Source organism: Kitasatospora sp. A2-31 (genome assembly GCF_022288725.1).
Taxonomy (GTDB): Bacteria; Actinomycetota; Actinomycetes; order Streptomycetales; family Streptomycetaceae; genus Kitasatospora.
This window is the reverse complement of record NZ_JAKNTA010000006.1, coordinates 20183-40714: the sequence shown is the minus strand read 5'-3', so window position 1 is coordinate 40714 and position 20532 is coordinate 20183. Positions and strand designations below refer to the sequence as shown.

Annotated in this window: 15 protein-coding genes, 2 tRNA genes and 2 pseudogenes; 6 read left to right on the top strand and 13 right to left on the bottom strand. The window is 76.4% G+C overall.

The features are described 5' to 3' along the window. Positions 1–158 precede the first annotated feature (158 nt). The 6 genes from MCM47_RS18165 to MCM47_RS18140 form a co-directional block, all read right to left on the bottom strand. Positions 159–232 (bottom strand) — tRNA-Lys (locus MCM47_RS18165). Positions 233–352: 120 nt separating this feature from the next. Next, on the bottom strand, positions 353–904 hold the full coding sequence (locus MCM47_RS18160; RefSeq protein WP_238862702.1) for a bifunctional DNA primase/polymerase: 552 nt from the start codon (positions 902–904) through the stop codon (positions 353–355). Between the two features lie 161 nt (positions 905–1065). After that, positions 1066–1473, bottom strand: coding sequence for a hypothetical protein (locus MCM47_RS18155; protein WP_238862701.1), 408 nt, complete (start codon positions 1471–1473; stop codon positions 1066–1068). A gap of 260 nt (positions 1474–1733) precedes the next feature. Beyond that, on the bottom strand, positions 1734–3164 hold the full coding sequence (locus MCM47_RS18150) for an AAA family ATPase (protein ID WP_374209158.1): 1431 nt from the start codon (positions 3162–3164) through the stop codon (positions 1734–1736). Then, positions 3155–4807, bottom strand: coding sequence for a hypothetical protein (locus tag MCM47_RS18145; RefSeq protein ID WP_238862700.1), 1653 nt, complete (start codon positions 4805–4807; stop codon positions 3155–3157). Before MCM47_RS18145 ends, MCM47_RS18150 begins: the two co-directional genes overlap by 10 nt. After that, on the bottom strand, positions 4804–6225 hold the full coding sequence (locus MCM47_RS18140) for a hypothetical protein (RefSeq protein ID WP_238862699.1): 1422 nt from the start codon (positions 6223–6225) through the stop codon (positions 4804–4806). Before MCM47_RS18140 ends, MCM47_RS18145 begins: the two co-directional genes overlap by 4 nt. 364 nt (positions 6226–6589) lie before the next feature. Here MCM47_RS18140 and MCM47_RS18135 point away from each other — a divergent pair, with 364 nt between their 5' ends. Next, positions 6590–7240, top strand: coding sequence for a histidine phosphatase family protein (locus MCM47_RS18135; protein ID WP_238862698.1), 651 nt, complete (start codon positions 6590–6592; stop codon positions 7238–7240). 74 nt (positions 7241–7314) lie between these two features. Here MCM47_RS18135 and MCM47_RS18130 read toward each other — a convergent pair whose 3' ends face one another. Continuing rightward, positions 7315–8961 (bottom strand): tetratricopeptide repeat protein, encoded by a 1647-nt coding sequence (locus MCM47_RS18130; protein ID WP_238862697.1) that lies wholly within the window; start codon positions 8959–8961, stop codon positions 7315–7317. A 410-nt stretch (positions 8962–9371) separates the two neighbouring features. Between MCM47_RS18130 and MCM47_RS18125 the strand changes: the two genes are divergently transcribed. The 3 genes and pseudogenes from MCM47_RS18125 to MCM47_RS18115 form a co-directional block, all read left to right on the top strand. Continuing rightward, entirely contained in the window at positions 9372–9902 is a 531-nt protein-coding gene (locus MCM47_RS18125; RefSeq protein ID WP_238862696.1) for a hypothetical protein, read from the top strand. Between the two features lie 150 nt (positions 9903–10052). Continuing rightward, positions 10053–10991, top strand: coding sequence for a spermidine synthase (locus MCM47_RS18120; RefSeq protein ID WP_238862695.1), 939 nt, complete (start codon positions 10053–10055; stop codon positions 10989–10991). An 85-nt stretch (positions 10992–11076) separates the two neighbouring features. Next, positions 11077–11235, top strand: a pseudogene (locus MCM47_RS18115) (hypothetical protein); the annotation flags it as partial. 21 nt (positions 11236–11256) lie between these two features. Here the strand turns inward: MCM47_RS18115 and MCM47_RS18110 are convergent. The 5 genes and pseudogenes from MCM47_RS18110 to MCM47_RS18090 form a co-directional block, all read right to left on the bottom strand. Beyond that, positions 11257–12228 carry a hypothetical protein gene (locus MCM47_RS18110; RefSeq protein WP_238862694.1) on the bottom strand — a complete coding sequence of 324 codons (972 nt, stop codon included), beginning with the start codon at positions 12226–12228 and terminating at the stop codon, positions 11257–11259. Positions 12229–12394: 166 nt separating this feature from the next. After that, positions 12395–12841, bottom strand: a complete 447-nt coding sequence (locus tag MCM47_RS18105; RefSeq protein WP_238862693.1) for a DUF4442 domain-containing protein — start codon at positions 12839–12841, stop codon at positions 12395–12397. A 201-nt stretch (positions 12842–13042) separates the two neighbouring features. Next, a tRNA-His gene (locus MCM47_RS18100) sits at positions 13043–13118 on the bottom strand. Positions 13119–13285: 167 nt separating this feature from the next. After that, positions 13286–13894, bottom strand: a complete 609-nt coding sequence (orn, locus tag MCM47_RS18095) for an oligoribonuclease (protein WP_238862692.1) — start codon at positions 13892–13894, stop codon at positions 13286–13288. An 844-nt stretch (positions 13895–14738) separates the two neighbouring features. After that, positions 14739–15741: pseudogene (locus tag MCM47_RS18090) on the bottom strand (helix-turn-helix domain-containing protein); the annotation flags it as partial. Positions 15742–16819: 1078 nt separating this feature from the next. Between MCM47_RS18090 and MCM47_RS43290 the strand changes: the two are divergent. Beyond that, complete coding sequence (locus tag MCM47_RS43290) at positions 16820–17689, top strand: GNAT family N-acetyltransferase (protein WP_238862691.1); 870 nt, start codon at positions 16820–16822, stop codon at positions 17687–17689. Between the two features lie 234 nt (positions 17690–17923). On the opposite strand, the gene MCM47_RS18080 is transcribed toward MCM47_RS43290, so the two are convergent. Then, positions 17924–19402, bottom strand: coding sequence for an HAD family hydrolase (locus MCM47_RS18080; RefSeq protein ID WP_238862690.1), 1479 nt, complete (start codon positions 19400–19402; stop codon positions 17924–17926). Positions 19403–19999: 597 nt separating this feature from the next. Here MCM47_RS18080 and MCM47_RS18075 point away from each other — a divergent pair. Then, on the top strand, positions 20000–20488 hold the full coding sequence (locus tag MCM47_RS18075) for a universal stress protein (RefSeq protein WP_238863015.1): 489 nt from the start codon (positions 20000–20002) through the stop codon (positions 20486–20488). The last annotated feature ends 44 nt before the right edge of the window (positions 20489–20532 follow it).

Sequence of the window (20532 nt, the reverse complement as noted above, 5' to 3'; positions counted from 1 at the left end):
GCTCTCGGAGCGGTTCCCGCGGGCCGTGCCCCGGTCGGTCCCGGGTCGTGCCCGCTGCAGTGCGAGGTGCCGTACGAGGTGCCGTGCGACGTGCCGCACGAGGTGCCCGGGAACGCCGGAAGGCCCTTCGCTCTCGCGAAGGGCCTTCCGGCTGTCTGTGCGCCGCCAGGGACTCGAACCCCGGACCCGCTGATTAAGAGTCAGCTGCTCTAACCAACTGAGCTAGCGGCGCCTGCTGACAGAGAAGACTCTAGCAGTGGCCCGGGGCGCAGCCAAAATCGAATACCCGGGGCTCCGCGGCGCCGGTCCCGGTCGGCTTCCGGTCGGGCCCGGGCGGGGTCCGCGGTCCGGCTCAGCAGGACGGCACGGCCACCGGCTCGGCCCGGTCGGCCGGCTCGCGGGCGGCCCGGACGCAGGCCCAGAGCACCACCGAGGCGCCCGGAAGCCAGGGGTCCCGCTCCTCCGGTGCCACGATCCACCGGCCGGAGCCCAGACCGGGGGAGTCCGGGCTGTTCACCATCCGCTGGACCGGCGGGACGGTCACCGCGTCGCCCAGGCCGTGGCAGAGCAGTGGCGGGACGTCCCGGGCCCATTCCTCCCAGGCCAGCAGCCGGCGCAGCCGGGGCGCCGTTCCGGGCTGGACGAACAACAGGGTGCGCCCCCGGTAGACCGCGACCGGCCCGCAGCCGGGCCCGGAGGTCCACAGCTCGTCCAGCACCCGGCGGCCGAACAGCGCCGGCATGCTGATCACGTCGAAGGCGCGCCCGCAGGGCAGCACCGAGGGCGCCCACGGGCGGGACTCCCACAGGGCGCGCATGCTGCGCGGGTACTCGCTGGCGGAGGCGAGCCAGGCCTCACCGGCCACGGTGACGTACTCCACCGACTGATACGTCCAGATGTCCACGGACAGCAGCCTGCGGGGTCCGGGGCGAGGCGGGGAGGGAAAGCGCGGTTTGCCGGACAGCGCGCGGGGGAACGGCGTACCCTGCCCCGCGCATATGCCAAGCGCGCATATGCCAGTGGCGAGGCCTGCCGCCGGTGGGCAGGGGGCCGGACGAGGGGTGGTCAGTCGTCGTGGCGGCGCGGCTGGAGCAGCCCGCGGCCGTACTCGATCATCTTGACCGCGTAGTCCGCGGTCCAGTCCGCCCGCTCCGCGATCTCGGTCTCCGAGAGCGCGTCGAAGCGGCGGGTGTCCGCCAGCTGCGCGGCCGCGACCGCCTGGAAGTCGGTCGCCCGTTCGGCCGCCGCGCGGAAGGCCAGGGCCAACTCGGTGGAACGGCGCAGCAACTCCGCCGGGTCCTCGATCGACTCCAGGTCGAAGAAGCGTTCCGGCTCCGGCTCGGCGGCCTGCGGCTCGAACAGCAGCTGCGCGGGACGCCGGCGCGGGGCGGGCGCCTCGCCGGCGCCTGCACCCGCCCCGGCCGGCGCGGTCGAACCGCTCGGGTCGGACGCCTGGGCGTGGGAGTCGGGCATGGACGGACACCTCCAGGTGGTCGGTGGGGGCGGACGACGGCTCCAGGGGCCGCCGCCGCCCGGTCGTGGCCGTCGTCCATTGTCTCGCGGGGGCGGCCGGTAACGGAACGGTGCGCATCGGGGCGCTATTCCCGCCGGGTACGCCCGGGGCGTACCCCGCTCGCCGAACCCGGCCCACGGCGTCCGCGCCGCCGCCCGACGTGACACGTGGTGACGGGCGGTGGCGCGCCGTGCAGCCGCCGGCGCCGGGTCCGCACGCGTCACCCCAGCCGGACGCGGTGCCCGGAGAGGTGCTGCAGCACCTGGTGGTTGGCCTCCCAGCCGTCCGGGAACGCGACCGAGACGCCCAACTGGACCGGCTCGGTGGACGGGTGTTCGTCCAACAGCTCGGCGATCCCCGCCCGGGCCACCACGATGCAGGCGTGCCGGTGCCGGGAGGCGAGTACGCAGAGCCGGCCCGTCTCCAGGTGGAAGGCGGTCGCGTCCGGCCGCCCGGAGAGCGGGTGCAGCACCACCGTGACGTCGTACTCCCGCCCCTGCAGCCGGTTGGCGGTGTCCACCGTCACGGCCGCTCCGGCACTCGGATCGACCGGCACCCCGGCCCTGACCAGCGCGGCCCGGACGGCCGCCGCCTGGTCCCGGTGGGCGGTGCCGACCGCGATCCGCCCCGGGGTGATCGGCGCCGACCCCTGCTCGGAGTGGGCCGTCAGCCCGCGCTCCAGCAGACGGCGGACGGTGGCGGCCACCGCGGCCACGGCCTGCGGATCGGTCCGGACGGTGTGCCGGGGCGGCAGCTCCAGCAGCGCCCAGCCGTGGTCGGCCGCCCGGTCGATCGCCGCGTCCAGCGCCGAGCCGTCCGGCCGCACCGAGGCGGTGAGCCGCCGCTCCCCCGGGCCGGTGCCGGAGCGGAACGGCGTGAACGGGTAGAACGCGTCCGAGATCAGCGGTGCCGCGCTGGCCGGCAGCCGCCAGGAGACCGGCAGCCGGTGCGGCCGGATCTGCGGGTTGTGCGCGAGGAGCGTCACCACCGCACTGCTGGACGGGTCGTACGACAGCCCGGCCCACTGCTCGGTGCCGACCACGGTGAACGGGTCCAGCTGGCCCGGGTCCCCGACGAACAGGGCGCGCTCGAAGAGCCGGGCCACCGCGAGCAGCGCGTCCGAGCGCATCTGGTACGCCTCGTCGACGATCGCGTGCCGCCACGGCGCCTCGGCCCTCACCCACTGCCACTTCGCCGCGGTCGAGATCACCACGTCCAGCTCGGCGAGGTCCGCGACCTTGTCCGAGGGCGTGACGTTGGCGTGCCGCAGCACCTCGGGCCCAGGCCGGGAGTCGGCGGCGTGCAGCCGGCCGATCGTCAACTCCGGCGCCTTCTCGGCGAGCCGGTCGACCAGGTCGTCCACCTGTCCGTTGGTCTGGGCGACGATCATCAGCCGCTCGCCGGACTCGACCAGCTCCCGGGCGGCGCGCACCACCAGCGTCGACTTGCCGGCCCCCGGCGGGGAGTCCACCACCACGCCGCGCGGCGCCCCGGGGGCCGGACGGACGGTGGCCTCCAGGATGCGGGCCACCGCGGCGTCGGCGGCCGCGCCGGGGGAGGGGACCTGCGCGGGGGACGGGCTTGGGGTCGGGGACGGGGCCGCGGCGGCGCCGGGGCCCTGTTCGCTGCTCACTGGCCGGATCACTCCCATTCCTCGAACACTGCCGACGCGGTGACGGCCGGGCCCGCCGCCGGCGCGGCGGCCGGCGTCCCGGTGCCGGGCGGCCCGCCGTGCGTCCACGGGGTGTCGTCCGGCTCCGGCAGCGGGGCGGACTGGCGGACCGTCAACTCGAACAGGGTGAAGGTGACCGTCTCGCCCGGCTCGGGCAGGCTGCCCGGCTCCGGCTCCTTCTTCCGCCCCATGCCGGAGAGCATCCGCAGCGTGATGGTGCCCGCGGCCGCGTCGACGCCCGCGATCACCGCCTTCTGCGCGGTCGGGCTTCCCCCGTCCGGTCGGGGGGACCGCCAGACCCGGTGGGCCTCCCGCCCGAGGTCGGCGTGCGGCCGGTCGGCGGTGCGGAGCGTCACCAGCGGCCGCGGCTTGGGCGAGCGGCCCGAAGTGTCGTAGTCCGGCACCACCTCCGTCACCACGCCCGCGAACGCCTCGCCGGCCAGCCGGTGCTCGGCCATCGCCAGCGGGTCGTCCAGCGCCTCCTGGACGTCCAGCCGGGCCTGCTCGCGCTCCCGCTGCGCCAGCTTCCGGGCCGCCGTCACGGCGTCGTCCTGCCGGGGCTGCGGCGGCTCGCCGGCGGCCAGCCGGTCCCGGTGGCCGGTGTAGGACCAGCGGTCGCCGGTCCAGCGCTCCGTCAGGTGTCCGGCGGGCGGCAGGGTGCGCAGCAAGTCCAGGCCGGTCCAGACGTCGTGCCAGGTCGGCAGCAGGACCTCCGCCAGCTCGGCGCGGAGCAGGTCGACGGCGGTCCGGACGGCCGCCCGGGCCTGTGCGGCGGGGGCGGAGTCCGGCCGGTCGGCGTGCTGCTGCAGGGTCGCCACGGCGGCGTCGTAGCGGGTGATCGCCGGGCCGAGCACCAGCTCGTCGAAGCGCGGATCGGTGGCCGGGCCGGCCGGCGGGTGGAGCAGTTGACCGCGGTCGTCCCGGGCGGACTCGGCGAGCTCGGCGGCCTCGGCACCGGAGAGGCCGGGCGGCGGCGCGTGCCAGGCCAGCCGGGCGGCCAGGTGCTGGTCCTCCAGGTGGCTCTGCCCGGTCGCCCAGTGCCGGGCGAGCAGCCCGGTCATCGGCAGCAGCATGCTGGACCCGGGGACCTGCGCCCGGTCGGTGAGGTGGGTCAGCCAGCGGCCGAGCAGCGGCACCCGGGCCGGCGCCGGGTACGGGCCCGGCTCGTCGTCCTCGACCGTGCGGCGGAACCTGGTGGAGCGGCCGATGAGCGCGAGGTGGTGCACGCCCCCGCTGTTCGGCACGATCAGCTGGGGCGCGTCGGCGCAGAGCTCGCGCAGGACCGGGGTCTTCTCGCCGGTCTCCGGATCCTTCTCGGAGCCCTCGATCTGCTCCACCTCGTCGCCGAAGGACTCCAGGTACGGCAGCAGGTCGGCGGCCAGCTCGGCCAGGAAGTCGAAGCGGAGCGTGCGGTTGAGCGGCTGCGGGACGACGTGCAGGCGGGGCGCGGAGCGGTCGGTGCCGAGCATGACGGCCAGCGGCGCACCCGCCTCGCCCGCCGCGGTCAGCGGGACGAGCACCATCGGGCGGTCGGAGAGGTGGCGGTGCCGGACGGTGGCCAGCGGTTCCGCGCGGCCGCTGCGGACGGCCTCCAGCCGGGCGAGGGTGCCGAGCAGGCTCATACGGCGGCCCCGGCGCCGACCGCCGCCGTGACGGGCCCGGCCGCGGGGGCGGCCGCTGCCGGGGGAACGGCGGCCGGGGGAACGGCGGCCGGGGGAACGGCGGCCGGGGGAACGGCCGCCGCGGGGGTGCGGCCCAGCGCCTCGGCGCGGAGCGCGGCGGCGTACGCCAGCCGGGCGGCGGCCTCGTCGGCATCGGCCCAGGTGTCGGCGTCGGCACCGTCGCCGCCCGGGGTGTCGCCGCCGGGGGTGTCGCCGCCCGGGGTGTCGCCGCCCGGGGTGTCGCCGCCGGGGGCGGGGCGGGCGGCACCGGCGGACCCGGCCGCGGCGAGCGCCGCCGTCACCGTCCTGATGCTGCCCAGCTCGCCGCGCACACCACGGCCGAGCTGCTCCACCCGGTCGTCGCACCGGGCCTGGGCGCGGCAGTGGAAGCCCAGCTCGCACGAGGAGAGGCAGTCCGGGCTGTACGCGGCGGGCACCGAGGCGACGGAGCTGGTCAGCTCCTCGGTGGACCGGGCGGGCGTGCCGTCCTCGTCGGCCGCGAGGTCGAAGCCGGTTCCGGGCGGCAGCGACTCCAGCAGCCGGCCGATGCCGGTCATCCGGCTCAGCTGCCGGCGGGTGGTGGCCAGCTCCCGGCGGACGTCCACCGGCACCGCCGTCGGCCGGTTGCTGAAGTCCTTGGGGCAGACCAGCAGCACGCTCGGCCACGGACTGCCCGGCAGCCGCTGCTCGGTGTAGGGGTCCGGATCGACCTCCCGGCCGGCCAGCGCGGCCGCCGTCTCCTGCAGCGCCAGGACGTAGACAGCGGCCTGGCGGGCGGCGGCGCCGACCTTGGCCGGGTCCGCGCTGCCGTCCAGCACCGGGAAGGACTTGATCTCGACCACCGTGCACCGCCCGCCGTGCACCACCACGGCGTCCGGCTCCAGGTACGCGGTGCTGCCGGCCACGGTGAGCCGCAGCAGCGGGTGGTCCAGCAGCGTCCAGGCCGACGGGTCGGCGGCGGCCTCGGCCAGCGCGGCCGCCGTCCGCTCGGCCCGGACGGCGGGGCCGGAGCGGCGCAGCAGATCGGGGACGATCAGCCGGGAGCCGCCCTCCTCCGGGAGGCCGAGGTGGCGCCGGAGCGGCTCCAGCAGCGCCGCGTAGCCGTCCTCCTTCAGCCGGGACTCGAAGATCACGCCGCGTGCGATGGCGAAGGGAGACTGCCCGAACGGGGCGGGGCGGCCGAGCCGGGCGGCCAGGGCGGACTTGTCGACGCCGGCGGCGTCGAGCACGGCGCGGCGGTGGCAGCCCGGATTGGCGGCGAGCGCTGCGAGGGCGCGGGCGTTCAGGCTGCGCTGCGGCGCCGGACCGCGCAGCTCGGCGAGCCGTTGGGCGAGCGGCTCAGAGTGCCCGCTGGACGGGACGTTCGTCGAGACGTTCATGGTGCGGCCCAGTGTCGCATCCGGGTCCGACAATCCGGTCCGGCCCGGCGATTCGCGGCGATCTCCGGGCATCCCCGGGCATCCGACGGCGGGCCGGGCGCGCGTGCCCCTCGCCGGGCATCCGCGGGCATCCGACGGCGGGCCGGGCGCGCGTGCCCCTCGCCGGGCGCCCGCGGGCGGCCGCGGGAATGGGTCCGTCCCGTGGCCTTCGCGCCGGTTCCGGGCCGTTCCGGGGTGCGCTCCGCGGCGGGGCGCCGGGGCCGGGTCCCGGAATCGTGGCCGGTCGGCGCGTGGGGGATCATGGAGTACCGGTGCTCAATGGTGAGACCGCCCGTTGCCACCGCCCCGCCGCGAGGAGCCCCCCATGCCCGCCCGAATCGTTCTCGTCCGCCACGGTGAGACCGAGTGGTCGGCCACCGGCCGCCACACCGGCCGAACCGACATCCCGCTGACCGGGGAGGGCCGCGCGATGGCCCGGGCGCTCGGCGCCCGGCTGGCCAAGGCGCCCTGGAACGGCCTGCCGGACGCCGTCGTCCTCACCAGCCCGCTGGACCGCGCCAGGGAGACCTGCGCCCTGGCTGGTTTCGGCGACCGCGCCGTGGACCGTCCCGAGCTGCTGGAGTGGGACTACGGCCAGTACGAGGGCCGGACCGGCGCCGACATCCGCGCCACCGACCACCCGGGCTGGCTGATCTGGCGGGACGGCGTCCCCGGCGGCGAGAAGCTGTCCGACGTGGCCGCCCGGGTGGACGCCTTCCTCGCCGAGCTCAACGACGAGCACGGTGTGCCCGAGGCCGACACCACCGTGATGCACTGCGCCGACCGCGACGTGGTGCTCTTCGCCCACGGCCACCTGCTGCGCATCCTCACCGCCCGCTGGCTCGGCCTGCCGCCGGAGTTCGCCCAGCGCTTCAAGCTCGGGACGGCCGCGCTCTGCGTGCTCTCCTGGGAGTACGGCGCCCCGGCGGTGGAGGTCTGGAACGACCTCAGCCACCTGGAGGGCCTGAAGCACTGACCCGCCCCGCCCTCCCCGACGGCGGGTCCGCCGGGAGGGACGGCGGGTGCGCGCGACTCCGGGCGGCCGCCGGCTCAGGCCGCGGCCGCCAGGTCGTACTGGACCAGGAAACGGCCGACCTCCGGGACGTTCCGGTGCACGCGCAGCCGCTCGGCGGTGTCCGCCAGCATGCTGCGGATCCGGGCCGAGCGGACCTCGCCGAACAGCGCGACGGCGGCTTCGCCGTGGTGGGCCGCACCGGCCAGGTCCCCCCGGCCGAGCCGGTCGTGCGCCAACTCGGCGGTGTACAGGACCCGGTTGCGGACGAAGTGCGGCTCCTGGAGCGCTATGGCCAGCCCGGCCTGCTCGCTCGCCCGGTCCCAGTCGCCGAGGGCCGACCAGCACTGGGACTGCAGCCCGGCGATCTCCGCCTCGCCGAAGAAGGACATCCACTCCGGGTCGGCCTCGGAGGGGCCGCGGTCGAACAGCGTGTACGCGCGGGACAGTGCCCGTTCGCAGGCGGCGCGGTCCTGCAGCAACGCCCAGCCGCCGGCCTCGCGCATCGCCAGCAGGGCGAGCAACCGGTCGGAGTCGAGGCCGCGGGCGGCGGCCTGCCCGGCCTGGGCGGCGCGCAGCGCCTCGCGCGGCCGGCCGGCGTCCCGGGCCAGGAAGGCGCTGTTGCAGAAGACGTGCGCCTCCAGGGCGGCGTCGCCCGCCATCCGGGCGGTCGCCAGCGCCTCGGCGTAGAGCGAGCGGGCCTCCGCCAGCCGGTTCGAGTCGTGCGCCAACCATCCCACCGAGATGGCCAGTTCACCGGCCCCGGCCTGGAGCCGGCGCTCGGTCTCCGGGCCGTACTCGCCGTCGTTGAGCAGCAGGTACGCGGTGCGCAGCGACTGCCCGGCCCGCTCGAACAGGGCGTCGGCCCCGTGCGCGTCGTCCGCCAGCCGGATGTCCCGGACGGCCTGCTCGACGCCGAGCACCTCGGCCGGGCCGACCCTGCGCGGCGGCGGGACCGGCCCCGGTCGCCCGGGGACGAAGGCGGCGCCGGGCTCGAACAGCGCCGGCCGGGGGCCGAACCGGCCCGCGCCGGGCCCCGCTTGGGCCGGGATGAAGCCGCCCGCCGCCCTCGTGGCGGCGCCCGCGCCCGGGGCCGGGCGGGTGGCGGCGGCCTCGACCGGGCGGTCGAGGCCGATCACGGCGGCCAGCGCGGCGGAGCCGCCGGCCAGCAACGTACGGCGACGCACGTCGTCGTTCTCCTCGTCGAAATGGTGCGGTCCGGCGGTCCCCCCGGGCGGCGCCGCGGGCCTCGGCAGCCGGGGCCCGTCCGGCGGGGGCGCTTCCGCGTACGGCGAGGCAGCGTACGGGAGTTGGGTGGAGAGCGGGGATCGGGGGGCGGGCACGGGCGGGAACGCGGGGTGGGACGCGGGTGCTCCGGCTCCGGCTCCGGTGCCGTCCGCCGGGCGCCGGCGGACGGCGGTGCGGGGGGAGAAACCGAGGTCGGTCAGCGACCGGTCCGGCCACATGTGCCGGAAGACCCGCTCGTACGCGTAGTTGGGGCAGCGGATCTCGCCCGCCTCGACCCGCCCGACGTAGCGGGCGTCGCAGGACACGTGCTCGCCGATCTCGCGGGCGGCCCGGCGCACGGCCATGGCGAACTCGCCCGGTGAGCGGTCGCCGCGCAGCGCGCGCATCACGGTGTTGGGTGACGGGCGGTTCGGCTCGGCCGGTGGGGTGGCTGCCATGGTGCGCTCCGTGGTCGTGCTCGGTGCTCTCGGTGCTCTCGGTACTCGTGCTCGGTGCTGGTGCGGGGTGGCGGGCCGGACTGCGGAAGGACGCGGACGGCTGCGGACAGGCCCGGCCGGGGTGGGACGGGCCGTCACGCTCGCCACCGACAGTACCCGGAGTCACCGACGCACTACGGCGAGTTTGTGGCTGATGTGGTGACAATTCGGTGCGAACCGGGCGTGATTGCCGGGATCTGCCATGAAATGCCATGCCTTGCTGTAAGGCGCCCCGTGGCCTGGGCCGCATCCTGGGCGTTGTCCTGATACGTGGAAGCCCCACCCGCCGCCCGCCCCGCCGTTCCCCCGCGGCGCCCCCTGCCCCCGGGCGGCGGTGCTTCCGACCGGACGAGGTGACAGGAGGGCCCGTGATGGCCGCCGGAGTACCGCAGTACCACCGCCTGGTCGCCGGGGGCGTGCTCGCCGACGCCGCCCCCGCCCTGCTGCCCGAGCCGGCCGACGAGCGCGGGCCGGTCCGCGGCTCGGCGGCGGGCGGCCGCGCTCCGTGCGGCGGCGGTACCCCGCTCCGGCGCCTCGGCGCGGACGACGCCGGCGCCGGCGGTGTGGTCGTCGCCGGCTACGACACGGTCACCGTCGCCCTGCGGCACGGGCTGGAGGCGGTCGACATCCTGCGGCTGCGCCGGGCCTGCGGCGTGGTGCTGCAGAGCCGCAACGGCAGTACCCTCTCCTTCTTCGTCCCGGCCGGCACGTCCGCCACCTGGCACCTGCCGGGCAGCTCCTGTACTGCCGGAGCGCTGCTGCTGCCCGCCGCCGACCCGCGCTGGGTGATGCCGCCCGCCGGGGCCGACTGCAGCGCCCGCCCCACCGACGCCTGGGTCCTGCGCTCGGCGCTCTGCGAGGCCGCCTGCACCCTCACCGCCGGCGGCCTCGGCCCGTTCTGAGCCCGCGGCCGTAACGAGCCGCGGCCCGTTCCGATCCCGCGGCCGCCTTCCGCCCGCGCTCGCCTTCCGCCCCATCCGCAGACCTCGCCCCCCACCGCTCGGCCGCCTCGACCCCGCTGAGCTGCGGAGCCCTCGCGCGCGGCGGCGATAATGGCCGGTATGGGACGCAGCAGCAGAGCCGGCCGGGGCACGGACCGAACCCGAACGGCGGCCGACCCGCAGCCGGCGGCCACCGGCCCCGGCGGCCGGACGCACGCCCAGGGCCCGCTCGCCCGTCCCGTCGATTCCGGACTGGCCGAACTCCGCCCCGACCGCGACCGCCCCGCCGCCTGGTCGCTGCTGATCGACGGCGCGCCGCAGTCCATGGTCGACCTCGCCGACCCGACCCACCTGGGATTCGAGTACCAGCGCCGGCTCGGCCACCTGATCGACCTGGCCGCCCCGCCCGGTCGCCCGCTCACCGTCCTGCACCTCGGCGGCGGCGCCCTGACGCTGGCCCGCTACGTGGCGGCCACCCGCCCGCGCTCCCGCCAGCAGGTCGCCGAGATCGACACCGCGCTCACCGAACTGGTGCGCGCCGAGCTCCCGCTGGAGCGGAGCTGGCAGATCAAGGTGCGGGGCGCGGACGCCCGCAGCGTGCTGGAGCGGGCCCCCGAGGCCGGCGCCGACCTGGTGATCGCCGACGTCTTCTCCGGGGCCCGGGTACCGGCCCACTGCACGACCGTCGAGTTCACCACGCTCGCCGCTCGGGCCCTGGCCCCCGGCGGCCGGTACGCGGTGAACATCGCCGACGGCGCCGGCCTGCCGTTCGCCCGCTCGCAGATCGCCACCCTGGGTGCGGTCTTCCCCGAGCTCTGCCTGGTGGCGGATCCGGCGGTACTGCGCGGCAAGCGCTTCGGCAACCTCGTCCTGGCCGCCGGGCACACGCCGCTCCCCCTGGCCGAGCTGGGCCGCAGGGTGGCTTCGGACGCCGCGCTCGGGCGGGTGGAGCACGGCCGCTCCCTGGCCGACTTCGCCGCGGGCGCCGCTCCCGCCACGGACGCCACCGCGGCCCCCTCGCCGGCTCCGCCCCCGGGCGTCTTCCACTGACGGCACCGCCTCCGCGGCGCTGGGTCCGACGCTGTGGCGGGCCGGTGCGGAAACGCGCTCGGCCGTGGGCGGCAGGCCGTCGTGAATGGGCAGCCGCCGCCTCACCATCGACGCCGACCCGAATGCCGAGCCGTTCTACCTCGCCATGGGCGCCACGCGGATCGGCACCACTGCGTCGGAGTCGGTACCGGGCCGCGAACTGCCGCTGCTCGGGCTGGAGATCGCGGCGGGCACGGGGGTCTGAACGAACGGGCGCGGGCCGCCGTCAGTGGCCGCGGGGCAGCCCCCGGTGCTTGCACATCGCGGCTCCGGTCAGCAGCAGCCCGGCCGCGATCGGGGCGAGGACGGCCGTCCCGGTGCCCGCGAGGCCGTGTCCGACCGGATCGGCGGCGACCGCCGCCGGATCGACGGCGGCGAGGTTCCCGTGCGGTGCGGAACGCTCCGCAACGGCGGCGCCGGGTACGCCGGTACCGCCCGGCCCGGACGGCCCGCCCGGCGGACCCTGCCGGTCGGCACTGCCCGTGACGGACGGTGGGGCGGCCGTGCCGTGCGGCCCCGCGGGCGGTGGCACGGGCCGCCCCGCGGCGGCGCCGGAACGGCCGTACGGCGCCGCCGACTCCACGCCCTCGCCGTCACGGGAGGCGCGTGCCTGAGCGGTGCGGGCCTGCACGGGCACGGCGCCGAGCAGGCCGGAGGCGATCGCGAACGCGTCCGGGACGGCGGCCGGCTGCCCGGGAAGCGGCAGACCGCCCGCCCGGATCCGGCCCTGGAGGACGTCGCCGACCCGCGCTCCGGCCGGGCCGGAGCCGGGGCTGGCGGCGGCCGTGGCGAGTCCGCCGAGCAGCCCGGGCGAGCCCGGTTCGCCCTCGCCGGCGGGGGCCCGGCCGGAGGAACGAGGCTCCCCCTCGGCCGATGCCCCGCCCCGGCCGCGGCCCGTGCGGTCGGAGCCCTCGCCCCTGCCGCCCGAGCCCTCGCCCGGTCCGTTCTCGCGTTCCCCCTCGGCGGGCCGCTCGGCTGACCCTCCGTCGGAAGTGCCGCCGCCCAGGGCCCGGCCGACGGTGCGGTTCACCGGCTCGGGCAGTGGTTCGGCGGTCGCGGCGAGCGCCCCGGGCGCGCCCAGCCACCACACCTGGGCGAGGAGCGCCCCGCCGACCGCGACCGCCCGTCCCCGGGTCGGCCGCCTGGCGTCCGTACGCCCCGTGAGGCCGACGCCGCGTCGGACGGGTTCCGGTGCCATGGTCGCGTGATTGGCTCGCACGTGAATCGAGAACGAGCGGACGGGCCGTGAGGTCACGGCGACCGTCACGGACAGTCATCGCCGTGAGCCGTGAGCCGTGAGCCGTGAGCCGTGAGCCGCGACCGCGCTCCGGGCCGGCCCGAGGCCCGGACGCGCCCGGTGGCGGTCAGGAGTTGGGGCGCAGGGTCCAGATGACGGTCATGACGCCGGTCACAGCCCCGTCGGCACGGGTGATCTCGACCGTGACCGGGAACTCCGGGCGCTCGCCCTTGTCCAGCTCGGCGACGATGTCCGCGGCCGGGCGGCCCAGCACGGCCGTCGCCGTGACGGCGCCCATGGCCAGCTTCTTGTACGCGATCTCGGCGCTGACCGCGAGCGGCACCGCGCGCGAGAGCTGGTCGCCGAAGGCACCCAGGACGATGCAGCCGCTCGCGGACTCGGCGAGGGTGAACATGGCGCCGGCGTGCGGGCCGCCGACGTGGTTGTGGTACTCGGGCTGGTCGGGCAGCCGCAGCACGGCGCGCTCCGGCGTGGTCTCCAGGTACTCGAGCTTGAGGGTGCGCGCCATCGGCACGGTCGAGTCCAGCAGCTGGCCGATCGAAGGTGTCGTCATGGCAGGCATGTTACTAGCCGGTAGCTTCGAGCGGCAGACCCGCCGACAGATCTCACACCCCGGATCCACCTCGGCGGACGCGGTCCGCGGCACCTCCCGGCCGATTCCGGTACCGGAAGGCGGGCCGGCGCAGGGTGCGGAAGTCCCGGGCATGCGAAAACGCCTGAGGGCCGATCTCCTCCGAGATCGGCCCTCAGGCTCTGGGGTGAGTGACGGGACTCGAACCCGCGACCACCTGGACCACAACCAGGTGCTCTACCAACTGAGCTACACCCACCATCTGTCCGGTCCGTTCCCGCTCTCGCGTTCCCGTTCCGACAGGAAGAACTCTACAGGATCCGAGAGGGTGCTCGCGCCAGGGTTTCGATCAGGCGTCCGTGGGCACCGTCCGGCCCGTTCCGGAAGCCCCGACCGGGGCCGCCGGAACGGGCCGGGAAGGCCGGGTCAGTCCGTCGACGTCGGGGCCTGGTACTTCTCGGCGATCGCCCGGGAGGTGTCGGTGTCCGGACCGGGCTGGGGGACGAACACCGCCTCGCGGTAGTACCGCAGTTCGTCGATGCTCTCGCGGATGTCGGCGAGCGCCCGGTGGTTCCCGCCCTTCTGCGGGCTGTTGTAGTACGCCCTCGGGTACCAGCGGCGGGCCAGCTCCTTGATCGAGGAGACGTCCACGATCCGGTAGTGGAGGTGCCCCTCCAGGGCCGGCATGTCCCGGGCCAGGAAGCCGCGGTCCGTCGCCACCGAGTTGCCGCAGAGCGGCGTCCGCCCGGCCTCCGGCGCGTACTCGCGGACGTAGGCGAGGACGAGGGCCTCCGCCTCGGCGAGCGTGACGCCGTTCTCCAGCTCGTCGAGCAGGCCGGAGGAGGTGTGCATGGCGCGCACCACCTCGGGCATGTTGGCAAGCGCCTCGGCGGGCGGGCGGATGATGACGTCGACACCCTCGCCGAGGACGTTCAGCTCCGAGTCCGTCACCAGCGCAGCGACCTCGACCAGGGCGTCCCGGTCGAGGTCGAGGCCTGTCATTTCACAGTCGATCCATACCAAACGGTCATTCACGCCACTCACCCTACGGCGCGATCACGCGCCGCGGGCACCGGAGGAGTCGAGCGCGGCGCCGGGGCGCAGGTCTCCGCGGCGCGCTCGCCCTCGCCGTGGCCGTCCGGCTCCTGCGCCTCGCGGCCCGGGTCGGCCTGGCCGACCTGATGGGCTTGGCCGACCCGGTGGGCGTCCCGAGCGACCCGGGCCTCGCGGCCCGGGTCCGGCGTCCCTGCCCGCCCGCCCTGCGGACGGGCCTGGGGAGCCCGGGCCTGCCGGGCCCGGCCCTCCGCCGTACCGGTCGCCGGAGCCGGCACCCGACCGGCAGGCGCACCGTGCCCGCGGCCGCCGCCACCCGGTCCGACGCCGGCCACGCCGCTCCCGCCGGCCGGGCCGGGGTCGTCCGTCGCCTGATCGGCCACGGCGCGGTGCCCCTGGCCCTGGCCTCGCGCACCGGGCTGGGGGTGGCCGTCCTCCGCGGCGGCGTGCTCCGCCGTCCGCGCCGGACGTCCCGCCCCCGGACCGGTCTGCGGCGGGACCAGCGGCGACCGGACCGGACCGCGCCCGGCCCCCGGCTGTCCGGGGTGCTGCTGGTGCGGGTACGGCTGCGCGGCGCGGGCGTGGAACCCCTGCGCCACCGGCTGCCCCTGCTGGTGGCCGTGCTGCCCCTGGTGCCCGTGCTGCCCCTGGTGCGCGGAACCACCGGCCGCCGGGAACGCGGCCCCGGCCGCCTGCCCGTGCTGCCCGAGCAGTGCCCCGCTCGCCGCGGCGGCCGCCGCAGCGGCCGCGTGCGCGCCGGCCGTCTGCGCGGCGGCGCCCACCGGCCGGAGCTCGCCCGCGTGCGCCGGAACCGGGGCGGGCGCGGCCGTGCCGGGCCGCCGGGCCCGGTAGCTGGTCCGGTAGGCGGCGGGCGAGACCCCGAGCTGGCGCCGGAAGTGCCCGCGCAGCGCGACCGGCGACCGGAAGCCGCAGCGGCGCGCGACGTCGTCCACCGACAGCTCCGAGGTCTCCAGCAGCCGCTGCGCCTGGAGCACCCGCTGGGTGATCAACCACTGCAGCGGGGCACTGCCGGTCAGCGTGCGGAACCGCCGGTCGAACGTGCGGCGGCTCATGTAGGCGCGGGCCGCCAGCACCTCGACGTCGAACTGCTGGTTGAGGTTCTCCAGCGCCCAGGTGACCACCTCGGCCAGCGGGTCGTTGCCGATCTCCTCCGGTAAAGACTGATCGATGTACTGGGCCTGTCCGCCGCCGCTGCGCCTGCTCGGCACCACCAGCCGGCGGGCCAGCGCGTTGGCCGCCTCGGCGCCGTGGTCGCTGCGCACCACGTGCAGGCAGAGGTCGATGCCGGCGGCCGTGCCGGCCGAGGTCAGCACGTCACCGTCGTCGACGAAGAGCTCGCGCGGGTCGACGTGGACCCGCGGGTAGCGCTTGGCGAGGGTCGGCGCGTACATCCAGTGCGTGGTGGCCGGGCGCCCGTCCAGCAGACCGGCGGCCGCGAGGACGAACGCACCGGTGCAGAGGCCGATGATCCGCGCGCCCTCGTGGTGGGCCTTGCGCAGCGCGGTGATCGCCTCGACCGGGGGCGGCTGGGAGATCGAGCGCCAGGCCGGGACCACGATCGTCCCCGCCCGGGCCAGCGCCTCCAGCCCGTACGGCGCGGAGAGCGTGAGTCCGCCGGTGGTGGCGAGCGGCCCCTCCTCCCCGGCGCAGACCAGCAGGCGGTAGCGCGGAACCCCGGCGTCCTGGCGGTCGACGCCGAAGACGGAGAGCGGGATCGAGCTCTCGAAGATCGGTGCACCGCCGAAGATCAGCACCGCGACGGTCTCCCGTCGGCGCCGGCCGGACAGCTTCCGGGGCGCCGTGACCATCACGGGCGCGGAGGTGCCGTTCGCGCCGTGGCCGGTGACGCCGTGGCCGCCCGGGGTGTGGCCGGTCGCGCCGTGGGAGGCCGGGACGTGGCCGATCGCGCCGTGGCCGTTGGCTCCGGCGGTGCTGCCCTGGCTCACCGCTCCGGCGGGGAGACCGCCGGTGGGGGCGGGCGCCGCCGGGCCGCCGGGGAACGCCGGGAACGCCCCGTCCCCCGCCGGCTGGGCGAGGGACTGCCCGTACGGCTGCCCCTGACCGCCGTGCAACGGTCCGCCGTACGTCTGGCCGTGCTGACCGGTGTGCTGTCCGCCTGCGTGCATCGCGGCGCCATGGCCGGGAATCGACGGGCCGGTAGGGCCGGCCGCCGCCGCACCCTGCGGCGCAATCTGATTGACGGGAAATCGGCTGACGGTTCGTCCACCATGCTCCGCTGCCGCCGAGTAGGCCGACAAGCCCGCTGCCGCCGACGAGGAGGCGCTCGGGGCGGACGGAGCCGGAGCGGCCGCAGAGCTGTACGAGGGGTACGGGGCGGCGGTGGAGCTGCCGGAGAGGCGGGTGTTGGCAGCGGCGGAGGCGGCGGCTCTCGCGGAACGACCCGCGATGCCGGCCACCGGCTGGCCGCTGTCAGGACCCGCGTCGCTCCTGCTCACCCTGCTCAAGGCGCTCAAGCCCCCTCGGTGGTGTGGTGTGGTGGTGCGGCACTGCTAGCCAAGATCGAATCTATCGGGTGGACCGTTGCCGTTGTGACAAGTTCACCATCCGACGCTATGTCGACATGGCAATTTGGCGTGATGCATTCGATCACGAAGCGTGGCACCCGTCGACCCTTCTGGGAAGGGGGCCTGTGCAAGGGTGGCTGGTTGTGGCGGGACGGGTCCTGGGGCGTCAGGTTCCCGCGCGCCCGGTCGGCGGGTCTGGGCTGCGGCTTTGCCCAAAGCCGGGGGAGCCGCGCGAGATTGGCCGAAAATCGACGGTGCACATGACGGCGCACAGACGGCGAAGCGTGCGCCTCCCTGGCTTCATCCGGCCAGTGCCGGGGCGGGTGAGCGGCGGTCTGCCGCCCCGCGCTAGCGTCCGACCGTGAAGACCATCAGCCGGCTCGAACAGGCCACCGACAACGCTGCCGAATTCTGGCTCGCCCAAGCCCGCGCCCATGGTTGGCAGCGGCTCGTCGATCCCCGCTTCACCGCGGTCCGCTGCGCCCGCACCCCGGAGGACGCCCACCGCATAGTGGTGACCCGCCCCGGTGGCGACATCGCCGCACTGGAGGACGACGTGGCGGGCCTCATCCGGGAGTGGGGCAGCATCGCCGTGACGGTGGAGGACCCGTACGGGATCCTGGACATGACCCGCCACGGACTCGGCCACGGCCTTGCGATGGCCGTGATGACCCGCGAGCCGGGCCCGCTGGAGAACCCGCGGTTCGGCGAGCAGGCGGCCGTTCCGGGACCTGACGACCGGTCATCGGACCGATCGGGAGCCGGAGCGGGGGCGGCCGGCTCCGGAGCGTCCTCCGGCGGCGGCTGGTCCCTGACGGTCGATGAGGTGCTGGACGCGGACGGCTTCGCCGAGGTGGAGCACGCCGTGGTCGACGGCTTCCCGATCGAGGCCCGGCGGCCCTGGACGCGCGGGGGGATGCTGCCGGAGGCGCTGCTGGAGGAACCGGGCCTCAGGGCCTGGCTCGGCCGGGTCGACGGTGCGCCGGCGGGCGCCTGCCTGACCTACGACGACGGCCGGGCCACCGGGGTCTACTGGGTCGCGACGCTCCCCGACCACCGCTCCCGGGGCGTGGGCCGCGCCGTCCTGGAGACCGCGCTGGCCGGTGCCCACCCGGACCGTCCGGCGACCCTGGTCGCCACCATGCTCGGCGAGCCGCTCTACCGGAAGCTCGGTTTCACGGAGCAGGGCCGCACGCATTGGTGGACCCCGCTCGCGCCTGTGGCCGAGTAGCGGACCGGGGGCGGTCGTTTCGTCGGCCGGGCCGGGCCGGGCCGGGCCGGGCCGGGTCGGGGCGCCGGGGCGGCCGTCCGGCCGGCCCCGACCGTTCGTCCAGGCCGCTCGGCCCCGGCCGTTCGCCCCCGTCCGGCCGGTCCCGACCGCCGGCCGTGGACGGTAGGGGACCGCCGGAGGGGCGGTGGTTCCGGCCTCGGCCGATGCCCGGGCGGGCATCCGGTGCGGCTTGCCTCAGGGCCGGACGGCCGCTGCCCGGGCGGTGGCCTCGCCCGCGCCCGGCGGAACGGCCAGGGCCGGCCGCGGGCCGAACCGGGCGGCCGGAGTCGCGAACAGCGTCCGAGCCGGGCGTTCGCCCGCCGGGCCCTCGGCGGTGCGGCGCCCGCCGCCCGGCAGGCCCGTGCCCGTCCGCGGTTCCGCCGGGACGGACGGCAGGCCCGTCGCGACCGCCAGGCCGACTGCGCCCGTCAGGGCCACCGTGCCGGTCAGGGCAACCGTGGGGGAAGAGACCGCCGTGGTGGAGGAGGCCGCCGTGGTGCACCCCGCCGGGGCCGGCAGGCCCGCGACATCCGTGGGGCGAGCGCCGCCGGCCGCGGCAAATCCGCCGGACAGGTTTCGGACAGCGATCTCCGCCGTCGAGGCCGCGCGTCCGTTCCGCACCGTGCTCCCGGCAATGGGCGCATGCACCCCGTCCGGGGCGGATATCGGAAGCTGTGCGCCGGCCCGCGAGCCGGGCCGCGCCGTCACCGCGCGGGTGCGCTCCGGGAGAAGGCCCGGAGCCGCGGCCGCGGGGCGGCGCCGGGCGGCACCGCCGGCCCGGATCCCGGGCCGGAGACCCGGCGCGCCGCGCGCGGACAGCACCTGCCCGATCGCCTCCGGCAGCCCGGCCGCCTTCAGCGTCGGCCGGTAGCCGGGCTCGGCCCAGGGACGGCCGTGGTGCAGCCAGACGCTGCGGAGCCCCGTGAGCTCCGCCCCCGCGATGTCGGCGGGGGCGTGGTCGCCGATCATCCAGGTCTCCGCCGTCCAGTCGCCGGTCGGTGCGATGCCGCACCGCTGGGCGGCGATCTCGAAGATCAGCGGGTCGGGTTTGACGCAGTCCGCCTCCTCCGAGATCACCCAACCGTCGACGAGCGGGCCGAGGCCGGTCCGGCGGATCTTCTCCAGCTGGGGCCGCGTGCCGCCGTTGCTGACGATGCCGAGCGTCCAGCCCGCCTCGCGCGCCGCCCGCAGTGCATCCACGTGCCGAGGCGGGCAGTGGATGTGGGAGTTGATGCCGCGCCGGTAGTGCGCCAGCAGGAATTCGAAGGAGTCGTCCAATCCGTAGCGGCGCCGCACGGCGGACAGTACGGTGCTGCGCGGCACGTAGCCGCCGCCGTCGATGGTGACGAACCAGTCGACGTCGCCCGGCGGCAGGTTTCGTTCGGCCAGAAGATCCTGAGCCCAGGCCCGGAAAGCGGCATCCCTGGGGAGCAGCGTGTTGTCGAGGTCGAGCAGGAGCAGGGGCATGCCGAGCATGGTGCCAGCGGGCGCGGGTATGCATCTGGCAAATGCCAGAGGCCGTCGCGAACCGGCATGAAATGGCTGAAACCGTAGCGGCTCCAGACCTCGGGCACCCCGGCGGCCGGTCCGGGGGATCGGACAGCTCACGCGGTTCCGGTCGGACCGCCGGCGGCAGCGCGCGGTGACGGGCGGCAACGGATCGTCGTCGATCAATGACAGTCCGGTCACGGTGTCCGGGGGGCCTGTTGCGCCGCCCGGTCCGCTCAGTCAAGCTCCAGAGAACCTCCTTCGCCAGAGGGGGCGCGACCGCGCACACGACGGGCGCACCGCCGTCGGCGGGCGCATCCTCCGTTCGCGGGAACAAGGGTGATCCGGGGCTCCGCAGCTGGGCTGAGCCTTTCGCCCGTCGTACTCTGAAAGGAATAGGTCACAAACGGTGGTGCTCGGCGCAGACCGACGTCGTCCCGTGGGCGGCCCTGCTGCCTGGGCAGCGTTGTCCTCTCCTGTCGGCCCATCTCCTGCGAAGAGCCTTGAGCCATGGCTGGTTTTGAGTCCTCCCGACCGGTGGAACCGGGTGCGTCCCGTGTCGGTGGCGCGTCGGCCGGGGGAGAGGGGCGCCGGAGCGCGGACGGCGTCGAGGTCCCGCCTGCTGCGCTGGGCGCCGGCGCCCTCTCCCGGGTCCTGCGCGACATCGCGCGCCGGAGCCGCCCCGGCTCCCGGCACCGGCGGGACCAGCACCGGTCCGAGTCTGCGGAGCCGGCCGTGAGTGGCCGCCTGGGGCCGGGCGCCGAGCGTCCGGGCGTGCCCGGCGTGCCCGGCGTGACCGGTGGAACCGGCGAGCCGATCGCGCAGGAGGCGGCCGCCCGTGCCTGCGACCCGGCGTTCCAGCACGGTGTGGTAGTCGGTTTCGACGGCTCCCTGTCCAGCGAGCGCGCCCTCGCCTACGCGGTGGGCATGGCGCGTCGCTCGCAGTGCGGCCTGGTGATCGTGCACGTCGCCAACCGCCTGCCCGCGACCGTCTGGGCGGGGTGCGAGCCCCCGGTCTTCGTGGACCTCCCCGACCACCGGACCGAGGTCCTCGGCCTGGAGCTCGCCTGTGCGGACTTCCTCGCCGGAGTCCCCTGGATCCTGGTCGAGCGGGGCGGCGACATCTGCCACGAGATCGAGGAGGTCGGCCGCGAGTACGCCGCCGACGCCATCGTGGTCGGCAGCACGCACGGCCTGCTCGGCAAGATCTTCGGATCGGTCTCCGGCCGGCTGGCCCGCCGCGCCAACCGCCCGGTGATCGTGATTCCCTGACGTTCCGTCACGGCGGCGTGCTGCCGCCGTCGGGTCCGTCCGGG

Coding starts and splice junctions, on each gene's coding strand:
- MCM47_RS18155 (WP_238862701.1), bottom strand. CDS start 1,473: ATGCCCGACTCCCACGCCCAGGCGTCCGACCCGAGCGGTTCGACCGCG.
- MCM47_RS18150 (WP_374209158.1), bottom strand. CDS start 3,164: ATGGGAGTGATCCGGCCAGTGAGCAGCGAACAGGGCCCCGGCGCCGCC.
- MCM47_RS18145 (WP_238862700.1), bottom strand. CDS start 4,807: ATGAGCCTGCTCGGCACCCTCGCCCGGCTGGAGGCCGTCCGCAGCGGC.
- MCM47_RS18140 (WP_238862699.1), bottom strand. CDS start 6,225: ATGAACGTCTCGACGAACGTCCCGTCCAGCGGGCACTCTGAGCCGCTC.
- MCM47_RS18135 (WP_238862698.1), top strand. CDS start 6,590: ATGCCCGCCCGAATCGTTCTCGTCCGCCACGGTGAGACCGAGTGGTCG.
- MCM47_RS18130 (WP_238862697.1), bottom strand. CDS start 8,961: ATGGCAGCCACCCCACCGGCCGAGCCGAACCGCCCGTCACCCAACACC.
- MCM47_RS18125 (WP_238862696.1), top strand. CDS start 9,372: ATGGCCGCCGGAGTACCGCAGTACCACCGCCTGGTCGCCGGGGGCGTG.
- MCM47_RS18120 (WP_238862695.1), top strand. CDS start 10,053: ATGGCCGGTATGGGACGCAGCAGCAGAGCCGGCCGGGGCACGGACCGA.
- MCM47_RS18110 (WP_238862694.1), bottom strand. CDS start 12,228: ATGGCACCGGAACCCGTCCGACGCGGCGTCGGCCTCACGGGGCGTACG.
- MCM47_RS18105 (WP_238862693.1), bottom strand. CDS start 12,841: ATGACGACACCTTCGATCGGCCAGCTGCTGGACTCGACCGTGCCGATG.